Source organism: Winogradskyella damuponensis (genome assembly GCF_039538385.1).
Taxonomy (GTDB): domain Bacteria; phylum Bacteroidota; class Bacteroidia; order Flavobacteriales; family Flavobacteriaceae; genus Winogradskyella; species Winogradskyella damuponensis.
The window spans coordinates 1-21709 of sequence record NZ_BAABCB010000005.1; the positions used below are offsets into that span (position 1 = coordinate 1).

At 30.8% G+C, this 21709-nt stretch carries 22 protein-coding genes and 1 pseudogene; 14 read left to right on the forward strand and 9 right to left on the reverse strand.

Annotation, left to right across the window (positions count from 1 at the left end; translation table 11 throughout):
* Positions 1–25: 25 nt before the first annotated feature.
* Positions 26–214, reverse strand: a pseudogene (locus tag ABD730_RS02610) (IS110 family transposase); the annotation flags it as partial.
* 471 nt (positions 215–685) lie between these two features.
* Here ABD730_RS02610 and ABD730_RS02615 point away from each other — a divergent pair.
* The 5 genes from ABD730_RS02615 (at position 686) to ABD730_RS02635 (ending at position 3913) form a co-directional block, all read left to right on the forward strand.
* Positions 686–1768: a DUF4932 domain-containing protein gene (locus ABD730_RS02615; protein WP_344712352.1), complete on the forward strand. Its 1083-nt coding sequence runs from the start codon at positions 686–688 to the stop codon at positions 1766–1768.
* 177 nt (positions 1769–1945) lie between these two features.
* The gene (locus tag ABD730_RS02620; protein ID WP_334469870.1) at positions 1946–2671 is read left to right on the forward strand and encodes a hypothetical protein; all 726 of its coding nucleotides are present in this window, start codon (positions 1946–1948) and stop codon (positions 2669–2671) included.
* A 145-nt stretch (positions 2672–2816) separates the two neighbouring features.
* Positions 2817–3041, forward strand: a complete 225-nt coding sequence (locus ABD730_RS02625; protein WP_334469868.1) for a hypothetical protein — start codon at positions 2817–2819, stop codon at positions 3039–3041.
* A gap of 120 nt (positions 3042–3161) precedes the next feature.
* Positions 3162–3371 carry a hypothetical protein gene (locus tag ABD730_RS02630; protein WP_334469866.1) on the forward strand — a complete coding sequence of 70 codons (210 nt, stop codon included), beginning with the start codon at positions 3162–3164 and terminating at the stop codon, positions 3369–3371.
* Positions 3372–3679: 308 nt separating this feature from the next.
* On the forward strand, positions 3680–3913 hold the full coding sequence (locus ABD730_RS02635) for a hypothetical protein (protein ID WP_334469864.1): 234 nt from the start codon (positions 3680–3682) through the stop codon (positions 3911–3913).
* A gap of 104 nt (positions 3914–4017) precedes the next feature.
* Here ABD730_RS02635 and ABD730_RS02640 read toward each other — a convergent pair whose 3' ends face one another.
* From ABD730_RS02640 to ABD730_RS02655, 4 genes are all read right to left on the reverse strand, one after another.
* Positions 4018–4506: a hypothetical protein gene (locus tag ABD730_RS02640; RefSeq protein ID WP_344712357.1), complete on the reverse strand. Its 489-nt coding sequence runs from the start codon at positions 4504–4506 to the stop codon at positions 4018–4020.
* A 106-nt stretch (positions 4507–4612) separates the two neighbouring features.
* Positions 4613–5089 (reverse strand): Hsp20/alpha crystallin family protein, encoded by a 477-nt coding sequence (locus tag ABD730_RS02645; RefSeq protein ID WP_334469860.1) that lies wholly within the window; start codon positions 5087–5089, stop codon positions 4613–4615.
* Between the two features lie 432 nt (positions 5090–5521).
* Complete coding sequence (locus ABD730_RS02650; RefSeq protein ID WP_344712359.1) at positions 5522–6205, reverse strand: hypothetical protein; 684 nt, start codon at positions 6203–6205, stop codon at positions 5522–5524.
* 151 nt (positions 6206–6356) lie between these two features.
* The gene (locus ABD730_RS02655; RefSeq protein WP_334469855.1) at positions 6357–7871 is read right to left on the reverse strand and encodes a DEAD/DEAH box helicase; all 1515 of its coding nucleotides are present in this window, start codon (positions 7869–7871) and stop codon (positions 6357–6359) included.
* Positions 7872–8008: 137 nt separating this feature from the next.
* Here ABD730_RS02655 and ABD730_RS02660 point away from each other — a divergent pair, with 137 nt between their 5' ends.
* Positions 8009–8575: an ExbD/TolR family protein gene (locus ABD730_RS02660; protein WP_344712362.1), complete on the forward strand. Its 567-nt coding sequence runs from the start codon at positions 8009–8011 to the stop codon at positions 8573–8575.
* Here the strand turns inward: ABD730_RS02660 and ABD730_RS02665 are convergent.
* The 3 genes from ABD730_RS02665 to ABD730_RS02675 all read right to left on the reverse strand — a co-directional run bounded on the left by ABD730_RS02665 (position 8559) and on the right by ABD730_RS02675 (position 12080).
* A complete protein-coding gene (locus tag ABD730_RS02665; protein ID WP_215924762.1) occupies positions 8559–8984 on the reverse strand; it encodes a 3D domain-containing protein in 426 nt (141 codons plus the stop codon). The genes ABD730_RS02660 and ABD730_RS02665 overlap by 17 nt on opposite strands.
* 414 nt (positions 8985–9398) lie before the next feature.
* On the reverse strand, positions 9399–10019 hold the full coding sequence (locus ABD730_RS02670; protein ID WP_344712364.1) for a hypothetical protein: 621 nt from the start codon (positions 10017–10019) through the stop codon (positions 9399–9401).
* 60 nt (positions 10020–10079) lie between these two features.
* The gene (locus ABD730_RS02675; protein WP_344712366.1) at positions 10080–12080 is read right to left on the reverse strand and encodes an alpha-ketoacid dehydrogenase subunit alpha/beta; all 2001 of its coding nucleotides are present in this window, start codon (positions 12078–12080) and stop codon (positions 10080–10082) included.
* A 146-nt stretch (positions 12081–12226) separates the two neighbouring features.
* Here ABD730_RS02675 and ABD730_RS02680 point away from each other — a divergent pair, with 146 nt between their 5' ends.
* The 5 genes from ABD730_RS02680 (at position 12227) to ABD730_RS02700 (ending at position 16243) form a co-directional block, all read left to right on the forward strand.
* Positions 12227–13177 carry an isopenicillin N synthase family dioxygenase gene (locus tag ABD730_RS02680; protein ID WP_215924765.1) on the forward strand — a complete coding sequence of 317 codons (951 nt, stop codon included), beginning with the start codon at positions 12227–12229 and terminating at the stop codon, positions 13175–13177.
* Positions 13178–13247: 70 nt separating this feature from the next.
* The gene (locus tag ABD730_RS02685; protein WP_215924766.1) at positions 13248–13577 is read left to right on the forward strand and encodes a translation initiation factor; all 330 of its coding nucleotides are present in this window, start codon (positions 13248–13250) and stop codon (positions 13575–13577) included.
* 5 nt (positions 13578–13582) lie between these two features.
* Positions 13583–14512, forward strand: coding sequence for a DUF1835 domain-containing protein (locus ABD730_RS02690; RefSeq protein WP_344712369.1), 930 nt, complete (start codon positions 13583–13585; stop codon positions 14510–14512).
* Between the two features lie 3 nt (positions 14513–14515).
* On the forward strand, positions 14516–15388 hold the full coding sequence (locus ABD730_RS02695; RefSeq protein WP_344712371.1) for a nucleoside phosphorylase: 873 nt from the start codon (positions 14516–14518) through the stop codon (positions 15386–15388).
* Positions 15389–16243 carry a substrate-binding domain-containing protein gene (locus ABD730_RS02700; RefSeq protein WP_334469844.1) on the forward strand — a complete coding sequence of 285 codons (855 nt, stop codon included), beginning with the start codon at positions 15389–15391 and terminating at the stop codon, positions 16241–16243.
* A 356-nt stretch (positions 16244–16599) separates the two neighbouring features.
* On the opposite strand, the gene ABD730_RS02705 is transcribed toward ABD730_RS02700, so the two are convergent.
* Positions 16600–17274 (reverse strand): uracil-DNA glycosylase, encoded by a 675-nt coding sequence (locus tag ABD730_RS02705; RefSeq protein ID WP_334469842.1) that lies wholly within the window; start codon positions 17272–17274, stop codon positions 16600–16602.
* A 56-nt stretch (positions 17275–17330) separates the two neighbouring features.
* Here ABD730_RS02705 and ABD730_RS02710 point away from each other — a divergent pair, with 56 nt between their 5' ends.
* From ABD730_RS02710 to ABD730_RS02720, 3 genes are read left to right on the forward strand one after another with little or no spacing between them, the layout of a single operon-like run.
* Positions 17331–18824 carry a YfcC family protein gene (locus tag ABD730_RS02710; RefSeq protein WP_344712374.1) on the forward strand — a complete coding sequence of 498 codons (1494 nt, stop codon included), beginning with the start codon at positions 17331–17333 and terminating at the stop codon, positions 18822–18824.
* A 50-nt stretch (positions 18825–18874) separates the two neighbouring features.
* Positions 18875–21043, forward strand: coding sequence for an endonuclease MutS2 (locus tag ABD730_RS02715; RefSeq protein ID WP_344712376.1), 2169 nt, complete (start codon positions 18875–18877; stop codon positions 21041–21043).
* A complete protein-coding gene (locus ABD730_RS02720; protein ID WP_344712378.1) occupies positions 21040–21459 on the forward strand; it encodes a thiol-disulfide oxidoreductase DCC family protein in 420 nt (139 codons plus the stop codon). The genes ABD730_RS02715 and ABD730_RS02720 overlap by 4 nt, the downstream gene beginning before the upstream one ends.
* Positions 21460–21709: the final 250 nt, after the last annotated feature.

Genomic DNA, 21709 nt, shown 5'->3' on the forward strand with positions numbered 1-21709 from the left:
GAACTGAGTTAAAAAACAAGCAACTTTAAGCTAATTTTGAAACATAGTTTTCATCATAAGGTAATCCGCTTTTTGCAATAGCAAAGGCCTGTTTTAGCAACTTATTCGCTACCGCTATTAATGCTAATTTTGCACGCTTTCCTTTAGCTACAATTCTATCATATAAGGCTTTGCAGCCTCGGTTATATTTATAGGCCGAAAACGCTGCTAAAAACACAAGAATACCGTAAATTTTTCTATCTTTAGTCATAACAACTTGAAATTTGGAAAGAACATCGCTGCTCATATTTCAACAACTTAAAAACCAAATCTAGGTCTCACAGAACTGAACGAAGTTTAAGTAGTAAAAGAGAGAGGATTAGCAATGTTGCAGATGTCTAATGCTTCACCGTGTATAGTAACCTTAATGCTCTCTTTTGTTCTTTCTGATTATTAATTAAATTTAATGAATTACAAACTTAAGACGTGTATAATTTATTGCTTGTACTAACCTACTTACTAAAATCCCCGCAGATTTTTGCTACGCTCGTGACTATTAGGTTTTATTTGCTAACTTTAATGCTTACCACCCAACATTCGAGCGTTATGAACAGGTAAAGCAAACCAGATACAAACACGTTTCCACATATTAGACCTAAACTGTAACAACCTCCAAAAAACACAATCTATTATATCAAAATAGACAATGAAAAAAATTAATTTCCTGACCAGCTTATTTCTTATAATTATAGTTTTAGCTTGCAAAGAAAAAAAAACGACTGATAATTTAGAAACGAAAATTGAAAACGAAGATAAGGTCGTTTTTAAAATTGATGAACGAACTGAATTTTTTAGAACTATTTTCAATATTGCAGTTCAAGATATAGTCCCTGAAAATACGAGACCATGCCAAACAGAGTATTTAAAACGTGTTAATGATCAATTTCTTCAATATAAAAACCATCCATTAATAAATTGGGTTTACGAGGATGAAAACATTGGAATTGATTTCTCAACTATTGGACTTATGTTTAAGGACTTACAAACATTTGAATTTGACAGCACTTATACGAAAGAATTAAAATATTATGGATTAAACACAAGAATACTTGATTCTGTAAAACCCTTAATGGTAGATTTTTATAAAAAATCAAATTTCAATAAATTCTATAAAAGCAATAGTAATTATTATAATCAGGCTATTTCACAAATAGAAAAGCAAGTTGCAGACGAAAAATTATTCGATAAAGTGATGTCTTTTTATCAAATAAATGAAAAAGACCTGGAACTGATTGTATTTGTGGAATTAACAAATAGTGCTAATAATAAAGCAATAGATTTCTACGACAATTACAATGCAAAAAAACGAGCAATTATTTTAGCAAATTATTGCGAATTATATACTGAACCGAATTCTTCTAATGAAATTATGGAATTAGATAATTCAACAAGAGGAGTTTTATATCACGAAATTTCGCATCTTGTTACAAATAAATTACTTGATAAACATATAGGAAAATTAAGTCAATACAATTCCATTTGTAAAGATTGTAATGACATTAAAATTACAGATAAAGTTGACCATATGATTGTTTATCCATTGCAGGCCATTATGATGGAGAGATTTGATAAAAATAGTAGAGGAAATGATTTTTATTTGACCAAATGTACAGACGTAAGAAAAGAAATTTACCAAAGATTAACTGAATATAGACCAGAGAATAAAGTCGCTTTTGAGAAAACTTATATTGATTGTATAAATTTAATAAAAGAATCAGCATCCAAATAATAACGTGTGGTAACGTTCTAACCTACTTACTAAAGCCCTCGGATATTTTTTGCTACGCCCAGTTCACTAGGCTCATGACTATTCAGTTTTATTTGCTAACTTTAATGTCTAACCACGTAACATTCGAGCACTTTGAACAGGTAAAGCAAACCAGATACAAACACGTTACCATTAATTATGAAAAACATCCGACTGACAACTTTATTTTTATTTGCTTTCATCAATACAATTGTTAGTCAAAATACTCTTGAATTGATTGCACTAGACCATAACAGTAAAAAAAGCTCTATTACCCATATCTCTGAAATTAATTTTAAAATTTTAACAAAACATAAAACAATAGCAATTGATCCCAAAATGTTTTTCCCTGTTCCTTGTAAGTTTGAAACATTTGAAAATAAAGTCAAAATTGAATATCAAAACATATTTAATCAAACATTAGATACAACTTATATCATAACTTCCAAAAAACAAAAAATATATCTACTTGTCGACAAAATGAAAGATTATGAGGTGAAAACTTTTATAGAAACTAGCCTCTTAGAAAATAAAAAATGGAATTTAGAATTTTCAAGTGGTAGCTGTGGTATTAATGCAAATACTAAACTTCAAATTATTCCTAGGGAAAATAATACAATTCTGAAATATAAGATTGTAAAAAAATGGAATGGAAGTGGAAAAAAAATTAAAGAAAAGAACGTAATTAAGCTTAGTAAAAATGACCTTGACAAACTTATAATTTTCGAAAAGAAATTAAGACTCTTAAACGATGCATCTAAAAGGTGTATGCCAGCAACCTATTATTATTTAACTTTAGGAAGTAATAAATTGAAGTTTAAAGACGAAACCTGCACTAATATTTACAATGATTTTTTAAAGGAACTAATCGAAAGAAATAATTAATGGCAACAACGTGCATAATCAATTACTAGGTCTAGCCTACTTACAAATATTCTTGTGAAATATTCTATCTCTGATTTATTTGCTAAATTAGTTGCATAAACACATAACCACACACAACACACTAACAAACATAACGGATTCATAAATGAAGAAAATGATTTTAAAAATATTAGCTGGAATTATTTCAATCATCTTTAGCTTGGGTTTAACATTAATGATTAAACCACATATTGGTGTTTATATAAAATCTGAAATTGTACTTAATATTCTAAATATCATATTTACATTTATTGGTTTTGCTGTGATATACCAGGTTTTAAATAAAAACCTATTGAATAGAACAGTTAAAACAAAACGGACTTTTAAGTAAGCATAGAGACTTAAATCTAAATGGATATTACATTACTTAATGCAGATCTTAACAGGTTTTAAAAAGACTTACTAAAACGGAATTAAAAATATTGTGTAATAGTACAAAGAATCAGTAGCAGTGAAGACACAGACTAAATCAATAATTAAAGCCGGATTATTTAGCGGAATTATTTTTGCATCAGGAATGGCAGGATTTGACTATGCTGATGGAGAAAATTTTAATATTTGGAAATTTATATTTTATGCTTCATTTTTTGGGATTTTTATGGGACTAATGACTCACCGTAACATAAAAAAAACAGCAAGAAAAAATAAAACAACAAAATAACTAACTTCAATATACAGCTGATTACTTGGCTACTAACAACTAAGAAACATTCCTACAGCATATTCTATATGTGATTTATTTGCTAAATTAGGTACTTAACTGCCATTTAAGAAGAAAAAAATATGAGAAAGTTTTAACGGTAAATTCACTCATTTTAAAAGTAAAAAGACAAACACGCAACAATCTTATTATTTATAGCTAATTCTGGGTTTTATAGCTTACCAAACGAGAAACTTAAATTTCCTTATGGTATTCAGAAAACAGACATTGATTTACAAAAATCTTATCATAAAAGATTAATTATCTTATTGGGAGAATTAGATAATGACCCTAGCTTAGGGACTTTTAGAACAACACGTTTGGCTATGGAACAAGGTGCCCATAGATTGGAACGTGGAACAACTTTTTTTAATGCGAATAAAGAATTGAAACATAAAAATAATTGGATATTTAACTGGGAAATAGACACGATAAAAAGTGTAGGTCACGATTATAAAAAAATGTCTAAAAGTGCAGTTGAATGGATAAAAAACAAACCCTAACAATATATCTATGTAATTGCTAGGTTCCACTCTACTTCTAATATCCTTTCGAGATTTGATAAGTTGATTATTAGGTTTACCAAAATAAAAAAGACGAAAACTATTTAATTTTCGTCTTCAGGTTTAATAAATTCTGATTGATATTTTTCTAAAAATTCCATCTGCCTTTTAAGCATTTGTTCTCTTATTTTATCGATATTCATAAAATCTTTTCCAAAACTGCTTCCAAAAAAATCATCATTAAAAAACCGATTACTAAAAAGTGAATCTTGAGAAAAAATATCTTCAAATCCCTGATCTTCAAATTGTGAGAAGTTTGTAAAAAATCTTGATCTAAAAGACTCAATCAAACTATCTCTATCCATAGGAGACAAATCGTTATACATATTGCTAGAAGACCAAGAATAAATACTATCATACCTTATTAAGTTTCCGTTTTCGTCAAACTCTTTATCTACTTTCCATGATCCCTTAGGTACTTCTGCTATAGCTTTATTGGCTTCTTTTGTTTCTCCTTTTTTTGCTTTGTTTTCTTGTCCGCTACAACTAACACATAAAAAAACTGTCATTAATAATAAAATGTACTTTTTCATTATTTTAAATTTTAAAATGAGACACCTTTAAATCATCTGATTAATAGTTTAAGATGAGGCCTACAAACCAGCCTCATCTTAAACATGTAACTAAAAACTAATATAGTTATGAAATTTTAATTGTTCTAACAGGCTTTTGCTTTGCCTCTTCTTTTTTAGGTAAATGAATACTTAAAATACCTTCAGTATAACTTGCTTTTATTTTATCTTCATCTACAGTTTCTGGCAAACTAAAGGTTCTTTTAAACGATGAGTATCCAAATTCACGACGCGTGTAGTTTGCTTCTTTCTGTTCACTTTCTTCTTTAATCTCTGTAGAAATTGACAATACTTGATTATCAATATCGATTTGAAAATCTGACTTTTTTAAACCTGGAACTGCCATGTCTACTATATAGGCATCAGCAATTTCTTTTATATTTACTTTTGGTAAAGTAATTCCTGTATTAAAGTTTGAAGTAAATACTGATGGTAAGTCTCGGTTAAAAATATCATCTAACCAATTTGATAAAGTTGGAAAGTTTTGATTTGAATTTCTGTTCGCTAAATTTCCGTTTTTAGGAACACTAACTAAATTGCTCATAATTACAAAATTTTAAATTAAACATTATTTCAAATTTGAAATCTTAATTGATTTCGGTGTAAATAAAACAAAAAAAATACCAAAATGTATATACCCTATTTTTTTATAGTTATTTACTTATAATTATTGATTTTTGTGTCAATTTTTCAGAATTATTGTTGGCTCTTTACTAAAAAAAATGTCAAGTTGACATTTAAACACCGCACACTACACATCTAAATATAAGTTGTTTACATGCTTTTTTTGTTAAACACATCTTTATTACTTCACTATCAATATATAAAATAGATTATCTTTTATAATTGGTGTTTTATTAAAATAATTCTATCATTTAAAGTAGATGTTTTAAGCGTTATTTGGCTTCTTTTATAAAGTTAGAAAGCTTTATAACTTCAGGAAAGTTGTAGTAAAGAAGACTCGCAAAATAGCGTTTTAATTATTAGAAGCTGTTTTGTCCTTTTCCTCTTCAGCATTCTTTTCTTTAATAACGACCTTTTCATTATTAAAAACAATAGTTGCCTTTACGCCTGTTAACAGGTTCCATTCCTTAGAGGAAATCGTATTACCTTTATCATCATAAACCACAAACTCGGCTGTATTTGGTCCAGATTCACCTTGGTTTAAAGCTACGATATCAATAGTATTTCTACCTTCTATCAAATCAACTTCTACACGTCTATAATTAGCCGTAAGTACAAGATTGTGTTTTACTATGATGCCATTAATTAAAATCTGAACACGATCGCCATCAGGATATTCATGATCTCTACAAACAATGTTTACAAATTTTGTATCTACATTATGCTCACCCAAAAACTGGTCAGACATAGTTCTAATAATGCCACCTTTTATAGCTTCCTTTCTCCAACGCTTTTCAAAAATTTCACTTGGGCTTTTTAAACCGTCATTTTCAATCATAGAGAAAGGCTTTTTAGTTTCTCTAATTACAAATTTTTCTTCTTTATTATTAGGACTCTCGTTCGATTTTTGATCTTCCTTTTTAAGAATTGGTGCAACCTTAACTTTAATTAATGTAGAATCTTTTTTCTTTTTTGAAATTTCTGCAGGAATAGGAATAGACTTAGTCTCCTTGTCTTTAACTTGAGTAAAAACCATTGTACTGCAAAGTATACAGAACATAAACGCTATGAATTTAATGGGTTTCACTATCTAAAATTCGTTTTAATTTTTCTTATTATTTAATCACAATAATCATACCTATTCTTCAAAATAAACGCATAAAAATAGAAATCTTTACAAAAAAACGTTAAAACTTGCCATTAAAGCTTATTCTTAACTTTCTATTGTATTCTTCAAAGAGCCAGTCTTTATAATTTTGAGTACTATTCATTATACAATAACAATACTGTTTTATCCTAAAAGCGATTTCATCTTGAAGATCTTTAGTTAGCTCTCTTGCATCAAAAACATCTTCACTATTATCTATACAAATTTGTGAATGCTGCGCTATAGAACGCTCAATAACTGTAAAGGATTTTTTACCAGAGTTAATAACGTCTTTGTATTCTGCTTTAACATCAAAATTTAAGGTATACGATTTTTTAAATTTCACCTTTAATGAATCTGGCATCTTATAAACAAAATCACGCTCTAACAATTCATCATCAACAATATTCTCTAGATAAAAGTCTGGATGTTTAAAAATATGTTGCCAATCTACGGGCTGATCCCAAGCTCCAAACCTCGCGACATTATTACCTAAATCTATAACCTGAAACGATTTTCTGTCTTTATAAATTCGGCTACCACGACCAATCATTTGAAAGTATAAGGTTAAGGAACGTGTGGCTCTATTTAAAATAATAGATTCTACAGAAGGCTCATCAAAACCCGTGGTTAATATACTTACCGAAGATAAAACAGCATCTGGTGTATTTTTAAACCATTTTAAGATGTCTTTACGTTCTTGCTTACTTGCCGTATTATCTAAATGCCTAACATTATAACCTGCTTTTTTAAACGTGTAATAGACTTCTTTAGAGGTATAAATACCGTTGTTAAAAATTAGTGTTTTTTTACCTTTTGCCATTTCTTCATACGCCAACAACAATTTAGATTGCATTAAACTGTTGGTATATAATGCTTCAGAAGATTTTACAGTATAATCACCATTAATTCCTATTTTTAAAGATGTTAACCCAACATCGTAATTAGAAACTTCGGCTTTGGCAAGGAAACCATTTTTTATTAACGTAGAGATATCATCTCCAACAATAAGTTTTTTATAATTATCCTTCATTGGCAACTTAATGTTGCTACTTAAAGGTGTTGCTGTTACTCCAAGAATAAAACAGTTTTCAAAAAATTTAAATAACTTTCTAAAAGAGTTATAATGTGCTTCATCAATAATTACTAAACCTATATTTTTAAGCTCAAAATCATTGTCAGACAAACGGTTATTTAAGGTTTCTACCATTGCAACAAAACACTGAAAATCGTCTTGATCTGGCAGTGTTTTAACTTTGCTGTTAATTACTTTATTTTTAACATTAAAACCAGATAACACATTAGAAGTTTGCTTGCATAGCTCAATTCTGTGGGTAAGAATAACGACTTTTTTATTGTGCTGCTCTACATATCGTCTTACTATTTCTGAAAAAATAACTGTTTTCCCACCTCCAGTTGGTAATTGATATAAGAGATTAAAATCATCCGATTCCTCTTCCATCACATCAAAAATGCGATTAAGGTCTTTGATTTGGTAATCATAGAGGCTTTTCTCAGTTGCATTTTGTTGAATAGTTTCGGTTTCTGACGACATAAAGTAATTTTAGTACTTGGTTAATTTCGCAAAAATAGCACATTGTTAGGGTTCTATAATGAATTGTTAACAAGATTTAACAAGATTGGTATTGTTATTGTATTTCACATTTCATTAACATTTAAATATAACTTATTATGAAATCATTTAGAAGACAATCTGCATCGGTCAATGCAGGATCTATGGCAGACATTGCCTTTTTGTTACTAATTTTCTTTTTAGTAACTACCACTATTTCAGCAGACAAAGGTATTTTAAGGCAATTGCCAAGGGTTTGCGATACTCCAGACTGTACTGCAGATATTCCTGAACGTAACTTATTACAAGTGTCCATGAATGAAAAGCAACAAATTATGGTTGAAGACAACATTGTAGAACTTACTGAAATTAAAGAACTCGTTGAAACTTTTATTGATAATAATGGCAGTGATACTTGCCATTACTGTGAAGGTGAACAAAATTTAGAATCTTCGGATCATCCAAAAAAAGCTGTCATTTCTTTAAGTCATGATGCTCTTACTAAGTATGATTTGTTTATTTCTGTACAAGATGAAATTACAAAAGCATATTACGATTTACGAGAACGCTACGCAAAAAAAACATTTAATAAAACACCTGATCAATTATCAAAGGACGAATTAAAAATAGTTAAGAAAGCTTATCCTTTTATCGTTTCTGAAATTATGGTTAAACGTTCTCTTTAGATAATGAATCATTGGTTTCTATACAGTATTCAATCTTAAGCTTTTTCTTGCCCCATTTTTTTGCCTTTTTTACATCATTACCCATATAAATATCGATACGTTTTCTCCAACGACGATTCATCTTGTCTTTGACTGTAAATAAGCTATCGAAACCTTGAATTTTCACTTTAGTGTTGTGTACTAATCCAGAATCTAATAAGTCACGAGATACAGCTATATATCGTAATCCTGGTTTTAAACTATCACCAAAAGCCGTAATTGTAGGATTGGAATTGGTTTGGTAACTTAAAGAATTATAAGCTGTAGCCGTTACTTTTAGTTGTTTTAAAGTACAATCACTTTCTACGCTATGTTTACAATTATAAACATTAATAACTAATAGTATTATTAAATAGTAGTGTGTTTTCATAGTAATAAAGCTACTCGATTATTGTTAAAATTTGTTAAATCGTACTATGTTATACAAAGTACTGTAACAAAAATAATATTTCATCGTCTTATTAGTATAACCAATTAAAAATACATAAATCATGAGAACTTTAAACAACAATCAATTATCAAGTACGTCTACAGAAACTAAAAGTTACACTTGGAATCTTAAAAGACGTTATAGATAATAACCTTATTCATCAATCAATAAATCAACCAATCAAAAACCAATAATTATGAGAGTTTTATCAAAAATTGTCAATACTTCTAATAGTTTAGATGATGACTTAAAAACCATTAAAGCATAATAAAGCGCAAATCAATCAAAATCAAATCAATCAAAAAAAGTCAGTTTCAGAAAAAAAAGAAATTGACTTTTTTATTTTAGAATATTTTAATCATTACTCTGCTTAAGATAATACTGTTGTATTACAGAGGAAGGTTTAAATTTTGTTGAGTCTGGCTTTTTTGAAGCACGAAACTGATACGTGTAATTTTTATCTACTACTTTTTTAGTCCCATAGTTGATACTTTTGGTAATTACAAATGTACTATCGTTAAGAACACGACCTCTAGTTTCCGTAAAAAAATCAGTTCCTAAAGCTTGAATTCTTAACTCATCTCCTTCTATAGAATACACACTGTAAATTTCTTTTAATTGGACAACTTCAGCATAGCATTCAAAAAAGGTAATAATCGTCTCAAAATCTTCCTTAGGCTTAAGAACACATTTTTGACCTTTTCCTCTTTTTTTTAAAGTAATAGATGAATTGCCAATATAATCAAACTGCTTAATAGTTCCGTCTTTAAAGAATATCATTGGACGAATAAAATTAACCGAATCATTCGCAGCATTTACGCTAGAACTTTTACTAAAATAAAATCCACCAAGTTTAAAATTTCGGTTATGTACACCTATTTTCTCTTTGTGAATTAATTGATCCGTAGAAATAGTATCTTGAGCTTTAAGCTGTAAAGAAATTAATGCTGCTAATACTAAAAATATGTGCTTCATTTTAAGTTTCTTTTAAGCCTAAATTACAAGTATTTCATATACATGCACTAAACTACGTATCTAATAGCTAAGAAGAGCCCTTAAAGCACCTTCAAACTTCCCTTTGGCCAAATACTGATCTTCTAACTGCCCAATAAAAGGAATCGGAGTTTCCATACTCGCCACACGTTTTACAGGTGCATCTAAATACTGAAAACAAGTTTCCATAAGCATAGCAGAAAGATCACTAGCAATACCACCAAAAAGTGAATCTTCTTGGAGAATAATAGCGCGTCCTGTCTTTTTAACGGAATTTATAATTGCTTCCTTATCCAAAGGTTGCAAAGTTCTTAAATCTATGAGATCTGCTGAAATATCTGGATTATTCTCTAGCGTTTCTAAAGCCCAATGCACACCTGCACCATAGGTAATTATTGTAACTGCCTCGCCTTCTTTTAAAAACGCTGCTTTACCAAATGGGATGGTAAAATAATCCGTTGGTACTTCTTGTTTAATGCTTCTGTATAACGCTTTGTGCTCAAAAAACAATACAGGGTTAGGATCATTAATTGCTGTAGCTAATAAACCTTTAGCATCATAAGGAAACGCTGGATAAACCACCTTTAATCCAGGTGTTTTAGTAAACCAAGCTTCGTTGGTTTGCGAATGGAATGGACCTGCAGCAACTCCTGCTCCACAAGGCATTCTTACCACGACATCAGCTTCTTGTTGCCATCTGTAATGTGATTTAGCTAAATAATTAACAACGGGGTTAAATCCAGAGGTTACAAAATCTGCAAATTGCATTTCTACTACAGATTTTATGCCTGATATAGATAACCCCATAGCAGTTTCAACAATAGCAGATTCACAAATAGGTGTATTTCTAACTCTATCTTTTCCAAACTCTTCTACAAAACCTTCTGTGATTTTAAAAACACCACCATATTCTGCAATATCTTGTCCCATAATTACAAGATCTTGATGCTTTTGCATGGATTGTTTTAAGCCTTCAGAAATGGCATCAATTAAACGTAATTCTTTTGTTTCATTATTAGGTCTAACCTCTTTATAATCAAATGATTTATAAACATCATTTAACTCAGCTGTTTCACTTGGAATTATTTTAGGCTCTGCATAGGCTGATGTTAAAGCAGAATCAATTTCAGATTTAATTTTAGTGATATAGGATTCATCTATAGATTGACTCAGAATCTTTTTACTAAACAAAAAGCTTCTAAAATTTTCTATAGGATCTTTGGCTTCCCATTCGTCCATCAATTCTTGAGGCACATATTTTGTTCCACTTGCTTCTTCGTGCCCTCTTCTTCTAAAAGTTTTAAACTCTATTAATATTGGACGCGGTCTTTTTCTTATGCTTTCGGCTAATTTCTGTACCTTAGTATAGGTTTCTATAATATTATTTCCATCTAAAATAAAGGACTCAATACCATACCCCTTACCTCTATCGGCTAAGTGTTTACAATTATATTGCTCACTCGTAGGCGTAGAAAGTCCGTAACCATTATTTTCAATACAGAAAATTACAGGTAATTGCCAAACAGAAGCAACATTTAGAGCTTCATGAAAATCTCCTTCACTTGTTCCTCCTTCACCTGAAAAAACGGCTGTTACATTGCCATTATTCTTTAATAAATTCGCTAAGGCTATACCATCTGCAACACCTAATTGTGGTCCCAAATGAGAAATCATTCCTACAATATTGTATTCTTGCGTCCCAAAGTGAAACGAACGATCTCTACCTTTAGTAAAACCACTTGCTTTACCTTGCCATTGGCAAAATAAACGATGTAGCGGAATCTCACGTGTTGTAAAAACCCCAAGATTTCTGTGCATAGGAAGGATATACTCGTTAGGCTTTAAGGCCATAGTTACACCTACTGAAATAGCTTCTTGTCCTATTCCCGAAAACCATTTTGAAATTTTACCTTGGCGCAACAGAATGAGCATTTTCTCTTCTATTAATCGTGGCTTTAGCATATTGTAATAAAGCTTTAGTAGGGCTTTATCACTTAAATTTCTTTTGTCGTAGGCTATATTACTTTTTGTGATCGTTGGCATAAAATGTCATTTATCTAATGTTTCAAATGTAAATAAATTTGCTACAATAAACCATATAAGACTCGAAATTGTCAATAAATTCGATCTAATTTTTAACACTATTATTGTTAACTTTGTATATTCACAAAAATTTAAACAATAATCTAATGGACAGAATACCTAGCGTAGATTTAAAGGATTTCATTTCTAATGATCCTAAACGTAAACAAAAGTTTATAGACGAAATAGGAAAAGCTTATGAAGACATCGGTTTTGTAGCTTTAAAAGGACATTTTTTAGACGATACTTTAGTCGATAATTTATATGAAGAAGTCAAAAACTTTTTCAATCTACCTTTAGAGGTTAAAAAAAGTTATGAAATTCCAGGTATTGGTGGTCAACGTGGTTATGTTTCTTTTGGTAAAGAAAGTGCTAAAGGAAAAAAAGAAGGAGATTTAAAAGAATTCTGGCATTTTGGGCAATATGTTGAAGACGATGAAGAACGCCGAAAAGAATATCCTGAAAATGTGATTGTAAAAGAATTAGCTGATTTTAATAAAGTAGGAAAACAAACCTATCAAATGTTAGAGAAAACAGCTAAATATGTATTAAGAGCTTTAGCCTTATACCTCGATTTAGAAGAAACATATTTTGATAAATATATTCATAATGGGAATTCAATTTTACGACCAATTCATTATCCTCCAATTACAGAAGAACCTAAAAATGCAGTAAGAGCAGCAGCTCATGGAGATATTAACCTTATTACGTTGTTAATGGGTGCACAAGGTCGTGGTTTACAAGTCCAACGTCATGATGGTGAATGGATTGACGCTATTGCAGAACCAGACGAACTTATGATAAATGTTGGTGATATGCTATCTAGACATTCTAATAATAAATTGAAATCTACAATTCACCGTGTTATAAATCCTCCAAGAGAACTTTGGGGAACATCACGCTACTCTATGCCATTTTTTATGCATCCTGTAAGCGAAATGAAATTAAATGTCCTAGAAAGCTGTATAGACGAAGATAATCCTAAACAGTTTGAAGACATTACAGCTGGCGAATTCTTAAACGAACGTTTAATTGAGCTTGGACTTATTAAAAAGTAGTTGTAGTATACAGCCTTCAGTTTACAAGCAACTATTGAAAACTGAAGACTAAGCACTGAAGACTGAACAAATGGATTTACAAGATCAATTAAAAAACCTCTTCCCAGACCATACACCAGAACCAACTGAAAACTCAGAAGATTCTAAGACTAATATATGGCTACAAGACGATCCCATACTTTGCAAATACGAAAAGCGAAAAGGGAAACCTATAACCATTCTAGAAGGCTATACTGGAGCTACCGAAGACTTTAAAGCATTGGCCAAAGAATTAAAAACCAAACTTAGTGTTGGTGGTAGTTTTAAGGATGATAAAATTATAATTCAAGGAGATTACCGAGATAAAATAATGGCTATGCTAAAAGCTAAAGGATTTAATGTAAAACGTGTTGGAGGTTAAATTTTATGGCTACAAATTGTCTACATATTACTAATGGCAATAGTCTTACCGACTATTTAAGAGAATTGGACTTTACAGAAGATATTCTTACATGGCAAGAAATGTTATGCGAAGGTCCTACAATTCCAAAAATAGATTCTGAAGATTTTTTTAATCTTCGTTCTGAGTTTTTAAAAGAATATTATGACATTGAGGTAGATTCTAAAGAACTTCAAAAAGAACTCTCTAAATTAGATAATACTGAAGCATATACTGAAATAAACCTATGGTTTGAGTATGATTTATTTTGCCATATCAACCTATTAGGTGTTATTAATTTACTCCACCAAAAAAACATAAAAAAACCACTATATCTTATTTGTAGTGGACGAGTTAAAGGCGAAAAAAGTTTAAAAGCTCTAGCCGAATTAAATCCAGAACAACTAAAAACGCATTACGAAAACAAAGTACTACTAACACAGGATGACATTGACTTAGCCATTGCATTATGGAGAACGTACTGTGGTAAAGATCACAATATCTTAAAACCTTATATTGTTACAAATTCTAGTTTTAAGTATATGAGCAATTGCTTAAAAGCACATCTAAAACGTTTTCCACACCAGCAAAGTGGCTTAAATGTTTTAGAAGATAATATTCTTAGACTCGTAAGAGATAACGATATAAAATCTGAACATCATTTACTAGGTTATAGTCTAAACTACCAAGGTTATTATGGTTATGGAGACACCCAATTAAAACGTCTTATTAATAAATTGTCTATCTTTTTTGAAAAATCCGAAAATCAACTCACGTTAAATAGAAAAGGACACGAAGCCTTATTAAGGCATTACAATTATGCCCAAGAAGTAAACAATGATATGACTTATGGTGGTGTAAAACGACTAGACTTTCAATTTAGCGTTACTCAAAATAAATTAATCAAAAAACTTTAACTAATGTCTATAAAAGATTCAGAACTTATATTAAATCCAGATGGTAGTGTTTACCATTTAAATTTAAAACCAGAACATATATCAGACACCATCATTTTTGTTGGTGATCAAGATCGTGTAGAAAAAATAACAAAGCATTTTGACAGCATAGAATTTAGCACTCAAAAACGTGAATTTAAAACACAAACCGGTTACTATCAAGACAAACGCTTAACCGTTATTTCAACAGGAATTGGGCCTGATAATATTGATATTGTTTTAAACGAACTCGATGCTTTAGTTAATATTGACTTAGAAACCCGAAAACCAAAAACAGAATTATCAAGTCTAAATATTATTAGAATCGGAACTTCTGGGTCATTACAAAAAGATATTCCTGTTGATGCATTTTTAATTAGTACTCATGCCTTAGATATTAATGGTATGTTGCATTTTTATCAAATTGAAGGTATAAGCAACCCTGAAATTGAAGATGAATTTATTAAACATACTAATTGGGATAAAAATAAAGCACGACCAATCATTATTAACAATAGTAAATATTTAGAGAAGTACTTTGAAAGCGATACCATCTTTAAAGGTATGACAGGAACTGCAGGTGGGTTTTATGGCCCTCAAGGCAGAGTTTTACGTTTGCCACTACAAGACGCAGGTCTTAACACAAAATTAGATAACTTTAGCTATAAGGATTATAGAATTACTAACTTTGAAATGGAAACTTCTGTTATTTATGGACTTTCAAAGTTATTAGGACATGAAGCATTATCTTTAAATGCTATTATAGCAAACAGAGCAACTGGTGATTTTAGTAAAGATCCAAAAAAGACAGTTGATAAATTAATTAAATATGCTTTAGAGCGTATCGTGAATATTTAAATGAAAAAAGTAAATATTGGTGGAGTACCAGAACACTTTAATTTAGCATGGTATTTAACGCTAAAAAATGGCGAATATAAAGACCAAGATATTAATCTAAGATGGCACGATTATCACGGAGGAACTGGTGCAATGACAAAAGCTCTTCGCTCAGGTGAAATTGATATGGCCGTTATCTTAACAGAAGGAATTGTTAAAGATATCATTGAAGATAATCCCTCTAAAATAGTTCAAACCTTTGTTCAAACCCCTTTAAATTGGGGAATTCATGTCGCAGCAGATTCAGATTTTAAAACCATAGACGATATCAAAGGAACAAGAGCAGCAATCAGTAGATATGGCTCTGGATCTCATCTTATGGCCTATATAAATGCAAAAAACAACAATTGGGATTTAGAAAAAGATCTCAAATTTGAAGTTATTAAAAACCTTGATGGTGCCATAAGAGGACTTACAGAAAATAAAGCTGATTATTTTATGTGGGAGAAGTTCACCACCAAACCTTATGTAGATAATGGTATTTTTAGACGTATTGGCAACTGTCCTTCGCCTTGGCCATGCTTTGTTATTGCTGCTAGCGACAAATTCATAGAGAATAATGAAGAGCAATTAAAAACCATTTTAGAAATTATTAACCAAACCACTGCAGATTTTAAATCTATTCCAAGCATAGACAAAACCATTGCTAATCGTTACGAACAAGAACTAGAAGACGTACAAGAATGGTTATCTTTAACTGAGTGGTCGCAAAGTGTAATGAACGAAAAAACGATTAAAAATGTACAAAATCAGCTTCATGATTTAAAAATTATTTCAAAAAAAGTGGATTACTCAAAATTAATTCATAAATTATAGTCTCATTTATTATATGAGTTAAAAAATTGATTGTTAGCAATCATAAAAAACAAGCATTTTTTATTTTTATATTAAACACTATATTCTAAATAGTTTTATTAAGAATGCAACTGTTTGTGTTGATAACTTTCAGTATTTCAAAAATTTAATTACATTTGATTAACAATTACATTACTATTAACAAGAGAATAATATGATTCTTACGATTACGCTTATTTTATCTTTCTTGGTTGCAATAAACTTTTTATTGTTAATTTTTAGTTGCAACAAAACAACTAGAAAAGTTGATAATAACATGCCACATACTATTAAAACTGAAACCCCATCTACCGAAAAATCATCTTCAGATAAATCTCCTACTCTAGTTTCCAATCAATTGAAATCTCGCCAACTTGCTCCAACTGGGAGTTAGTCTTACTAAAATGCTTATTACCAAACCAATACCCTCTATTAGCACTTAATGGAGATGGATGTCCACTTTCTAAAATAATATGTTTAGAGCTATCTATTAGTTTCTTTTTCTTTTTAGCAAATCCTCCCCAAAGTAGAAATACAACATTTGTTTTTTCTGCACTAATCGTTTGTATCACTGCATCTGTAAATTGCTCCCAACCTTTCTTTTGATGGCTTCCCGCCTCATGCGCTCTAACCGTTAATGTGGCATTCAATAGTAAAACTCCTTGATCTGCCCATGGCATCAAATTCCCACTAATTGGGTAAGGTATTCCAAGATCTTGTTCTAACTCTTTAAATATGTTCACTAATGAAGGTGGATGTTTGATACCATCATTTACAGAAAAACTTAAGCCATTAGCTTGCCCAATATCATGATATGGATCCTGACCAATAATTACAACCTTAACCTCATTAAAAGCACAATGATTAAATGCATTAAAAATATCAGATGCTTTTGGAAAACAAATCTGGGTCTTATATTCGTGCTTTATAAAAGCTACTAAATCTTTAAAGTAAGGTTTTTCAAATTCTGGATTAAGATAAGTTTTCCAGCTTTGGTCTATATTTACATTCATATTTTATAACAGATTATATCTTATTACGACTTAAATTCACGAATAAACAACTCAGAATGAAAAATTTAAAATTCCCTTCTGCACAAACCATATTATTTATAATTGCAGGATTAGTAACACTTTTAACGTGGTTTGTTCCTGCAGGTAAATATGATACTTTAAGTTATAACGCGGCAACAGACAAATTTACACGTTTAAGTCTAGATGAAGAAATAAGCTTAGCAGCAACTCAAGCATCATTAGATGATTTGAATATTAAAATTCCTGTTGAGAAGTTTACTAACGGAGACATTTATAAACCCATTAATATTCCTGGAACTTACAATAAACTAGATGCCAAACCTCAAAGTTTTTTCGACTTTGTAAAATCTCCAGTTAAAGGTATTATTGAGGCTGCTGATATCATTTTTCTTGTATTAATTATTGGTGGACTAATAGGTGTTTTAAATGCTTCTGGTGCTTTTGATGCTGCCATTACCAAATTAGCTGTAGTATTAAAAGGTAGAGAATCTTTGCTTATTGTATTGGTAACCACTTTAGTGGCTTTGGGCGGAACTACCTTTGGTTTTGCCGAAGAAACCATTGCCTTCTTCCCTATTTTAATTCCTGTGTTTTTAGCAGCTAAATACGATGCTCTTGTTGGTGTTGCTTGTATATTTTTGGGCTCTGCAATTGGTAGTATGTGTTCTACCATTAATCCTTTTTCTACCATTATTGCTAGTGATGCCGCAGGTATAAATTGGACAACCGGATTATACGGACGTATTTTTATGTTGTTTGTATGCTTGTCTATTACCATTATCTATATCATGCGATATGCAAAACGCGTTAAAAACGACCCAAGCAAATCACTTATTTACGCTCAAAGAGAACAAATTGCGCAATTATTTACGCTAAAAGATACCACGCATATTAATTTTAATTGGAGATTAAAATTGGCCTTATTTGTGTTTACCTGTAGTTTTATTCTGATGATTATTGGTGTTTCAATGTTAGATTGGTGGTTTGTAGAAATGACAACTGTGTTCTTAATTAGTGCTATTATTATCGGCATTATAATTCAAATCAGTGAAACCGACTTTATAGACACCTTTGTAAAAGGAGCTGGTGATCTTTTGGGTGTAGCACTTATTATAGGAATAGCAAGAGGTGTTACTGTGTTAATGACAGATGGTTTAATAAGCGATACATTATTGTATTACGCTAGTGATGTTACTACTGGAATGAATAAAGGGGTATTTACAAGTGCAATGACCATGATTTATTCTGGATTATCATTCTTTATTCCTAGTTCTTCAGGAATGGCTGTTTTAACCATGCCAATTATGGCGCCTTTGGCAGATACTGTAGGAATTGGTCGTGAAATTGTGGTTAATACGTATCAGTACGGCTTAGGCCTTTTCTACCTAATAAATCCTACAGGTTTAATTTTAGCATCCTTAGCAGTTGCCAAAATCAACTTTAGCAAATGGTTAAAATTTATAATGCCATTGTTTATCGTATTACTTATTGTCACCTTAATAGTATTAGCGGTGTCTTCATACTTATAGTATTACATAATATCCTAACTTTGCAATTCTAAAAAAACGTACAATACTACATGATAAACATTCATGAAAAAACCTTAAACGACCTTGAGTTTTTTACGGTTTTAGATCAAATTAGCGCACATACACTTACAGCTTTGGGTAAAGAAGCGGTTTTGGCGATACTTCCTTTTAAAAATCCAGAGGCGCTAATGACCGAACTTATTTACGTTAATGAATATTTATCGTCCTTTGAAAATGATAATAGAATACCTAATCATGGTTTTGACACCATTGCCAAAGAATTAAAACTACTTAAGATAGAAAACACCTATCTCGAAGTGGCTGGTTTACAGAAAATAGTAAGCATGTCGTTGACCGTTAATTCTATTCTGAAGTTTCTAGAAAAATTTAAAGACTATTACCCTAAACTTCAACAATTTGGTCAACATATTGAAGTCAACACCATCATTATTGAACAAGTAGATGCTGTAGTAGATCGTTTTGGAGATATAAAAGATGATGCTTCACCTCTACTTTCTAGTTTACGCAAATCTATTAACCTGCTTAAAGGTAAAATTAATAGTAGTTTTTCTTCAGCATTAAACACCTATCATAATCTTGATTATTTAGATGATATTAGAGAATCTGTTGTAGATAATAAACGTGTGCTTGCCGTAAAAGCAATGTACCGTAGAAAGGTAAGAGGCGCAATAATGGGAGGTAGTAAAACCGGAAGCATTGTTTACATAGAGCCTGAAACGACTTTACAACATACCAGAGAGCTCAATAATTTAGAATACGAGGAAAAAGAAGAGGTTATTAAAATTCTTAAAGAGCTAACGGATTTTATTCGTGAATTTTTACCACTTCTTAGAGATTATCAAGAATTTTTAATCAACCTAGATGTCATTTCTGCGAAAGCAAAATATGCGCAGAGCATGAATGCCATTCTTCCTGAGCTTTCTAAAGAACGCAGTATGCATTTACGAGATGCCTACCATCCTCTACTCTATTTAAATAATAAAGAAAAAGGAGAAAAGACGTTTCCGCAAACTATTGGATTAGAAAAAGACAGTAGAATTATTGTGATTTCAGGTCCCAATGCAGGTGGAAAAAGTATCACTTTAAAAACGGTAGGATTGCTTCAAGTTATGCTGCAAAGTGGCATGTTAATTCCTGTACACGAGCGTAGCCATGTCTGTTTATTTGATCGCGTTCTGAGTGATATTGGAGACAATCAATCTATAGAAAACCATCTGAGTACTTATAGTTACCGCTTAAAACAGATGAATTATTTTTTGAAGAAGTGTAATAACAAAACGCTCTTTTTAATTGATGAATTTGGAACAGGTAGTGATCCAGAATTAGGTGGAGCTCTTGCTGAAACGTTTCTCGAAGTTTTCTATGAACGAGAAGCCTTTGGAATAATTACAACACATTATTCTAATTTAAAGCTTTTGGCCAATGAATTGCCATACATGGAAAATGCCAATATGCTTTTTAATGAGCGCACCTTAGAACCAATGTATAAATTGGTTGTTGGGCAAGCCGGAAGCTCCTTTACTTTTGAAGTAGCTCAAAAAAATGGAATTCCTTATAGTTTAATTAACAAGTCTAAAAAGAAGATTGAACGTGGTAAAGTACGATTTGATGCTACTATTGCAAAACTTCAAAAAGAACGCAGTAAATTAGAACGTACGGAACGCTCTCTTAAAGAAAACGAAAAGAAGAAGTTATCTGAAGCCGATAAGTTAGAGGAAGTCAATGCAAAAGTTCAAAAGAAATTAGAAAGCTTTCAAGAATTATACGATTCTAACCAACGCTTAATTTACTTAGGTCAGAAAGTCAACGATATCTCTGAAAAGTATTTTGAAGACAAGAAGAAACGTGAATTAATGGCTGAGCTATTTAAGCTAGTTCAGATTGAAAATTCGAAACGAAAAAAAGTATCAGCAAAACAAAAGCGTGCCGAAAAGCAAAAAGAAAAACAGATAAAGCAAGAGGCTGAAAAGAAAGTTGAAGTCATCCGTAAAAAGAAAAAAGAAGCTAAAAAGAAAGCTAAACCCGTAGAAAAGCCAAAACCTATTTTAAGAATTGGAGACAGAGTACGACTACAAGATGGTAGAGCCGTTGGTAGTATTGATAGCATTGAAAAAAATAAAGCCAATGTAAATTATGGTATGTTTACTACTAATGTGAGTTTAGACCAACTGGAACTCGTTGAAGCCGTAAAAAAATGATAGATATTCCTCATAACAAACAATTAATTCTCTTTGATGGAGTGTGCAATCTTTGCAACTCTAGTGTTTTGTATGTTATTAAACGGGATAAAAAAAATAAATTCTTATTTGCTCCATTACAAAGTGACGTTGGAGAAGAAATTATTGAAAAATTCAATATAGACACAGTCAACACCGATTCTATCTTACTCTATAATCCAAAAAGCAATACTATTAAGTCTAAATCTTCAGCAGCTATTCATATTGCAAAGCATTTAGGTATGCCTTCAAATTTATTGGTTGTTTTTTTTATTGTACCTACATTTATTAGAAATATGGTATACAGCTATATTGCTAAGAATCGTTACAAATGGTATGGTAAAAAAGAAGCCTGTATGATTCCTACACCAGAACTAAAATCTAAATTTTTAGATTAACCAAATTACAAATTTAATTCATAAAAAAAGCCTTTTCATAACCAATGAAAAGGCTTTTATAAATTAACAACTTACTTAAAACTAATTTAATTTAAACAAAAATTGTTGTTTCAATTCATTTATAATGAGGGAAAATAAAGAGTTGATTAATAGCACATTATTTTGTTACTGTAAATATATACGCATCTCTAAATGTTACATAAAAAACTCGATATAAGGCACTATAAAATTGATTTAGGTCTTAAAAATG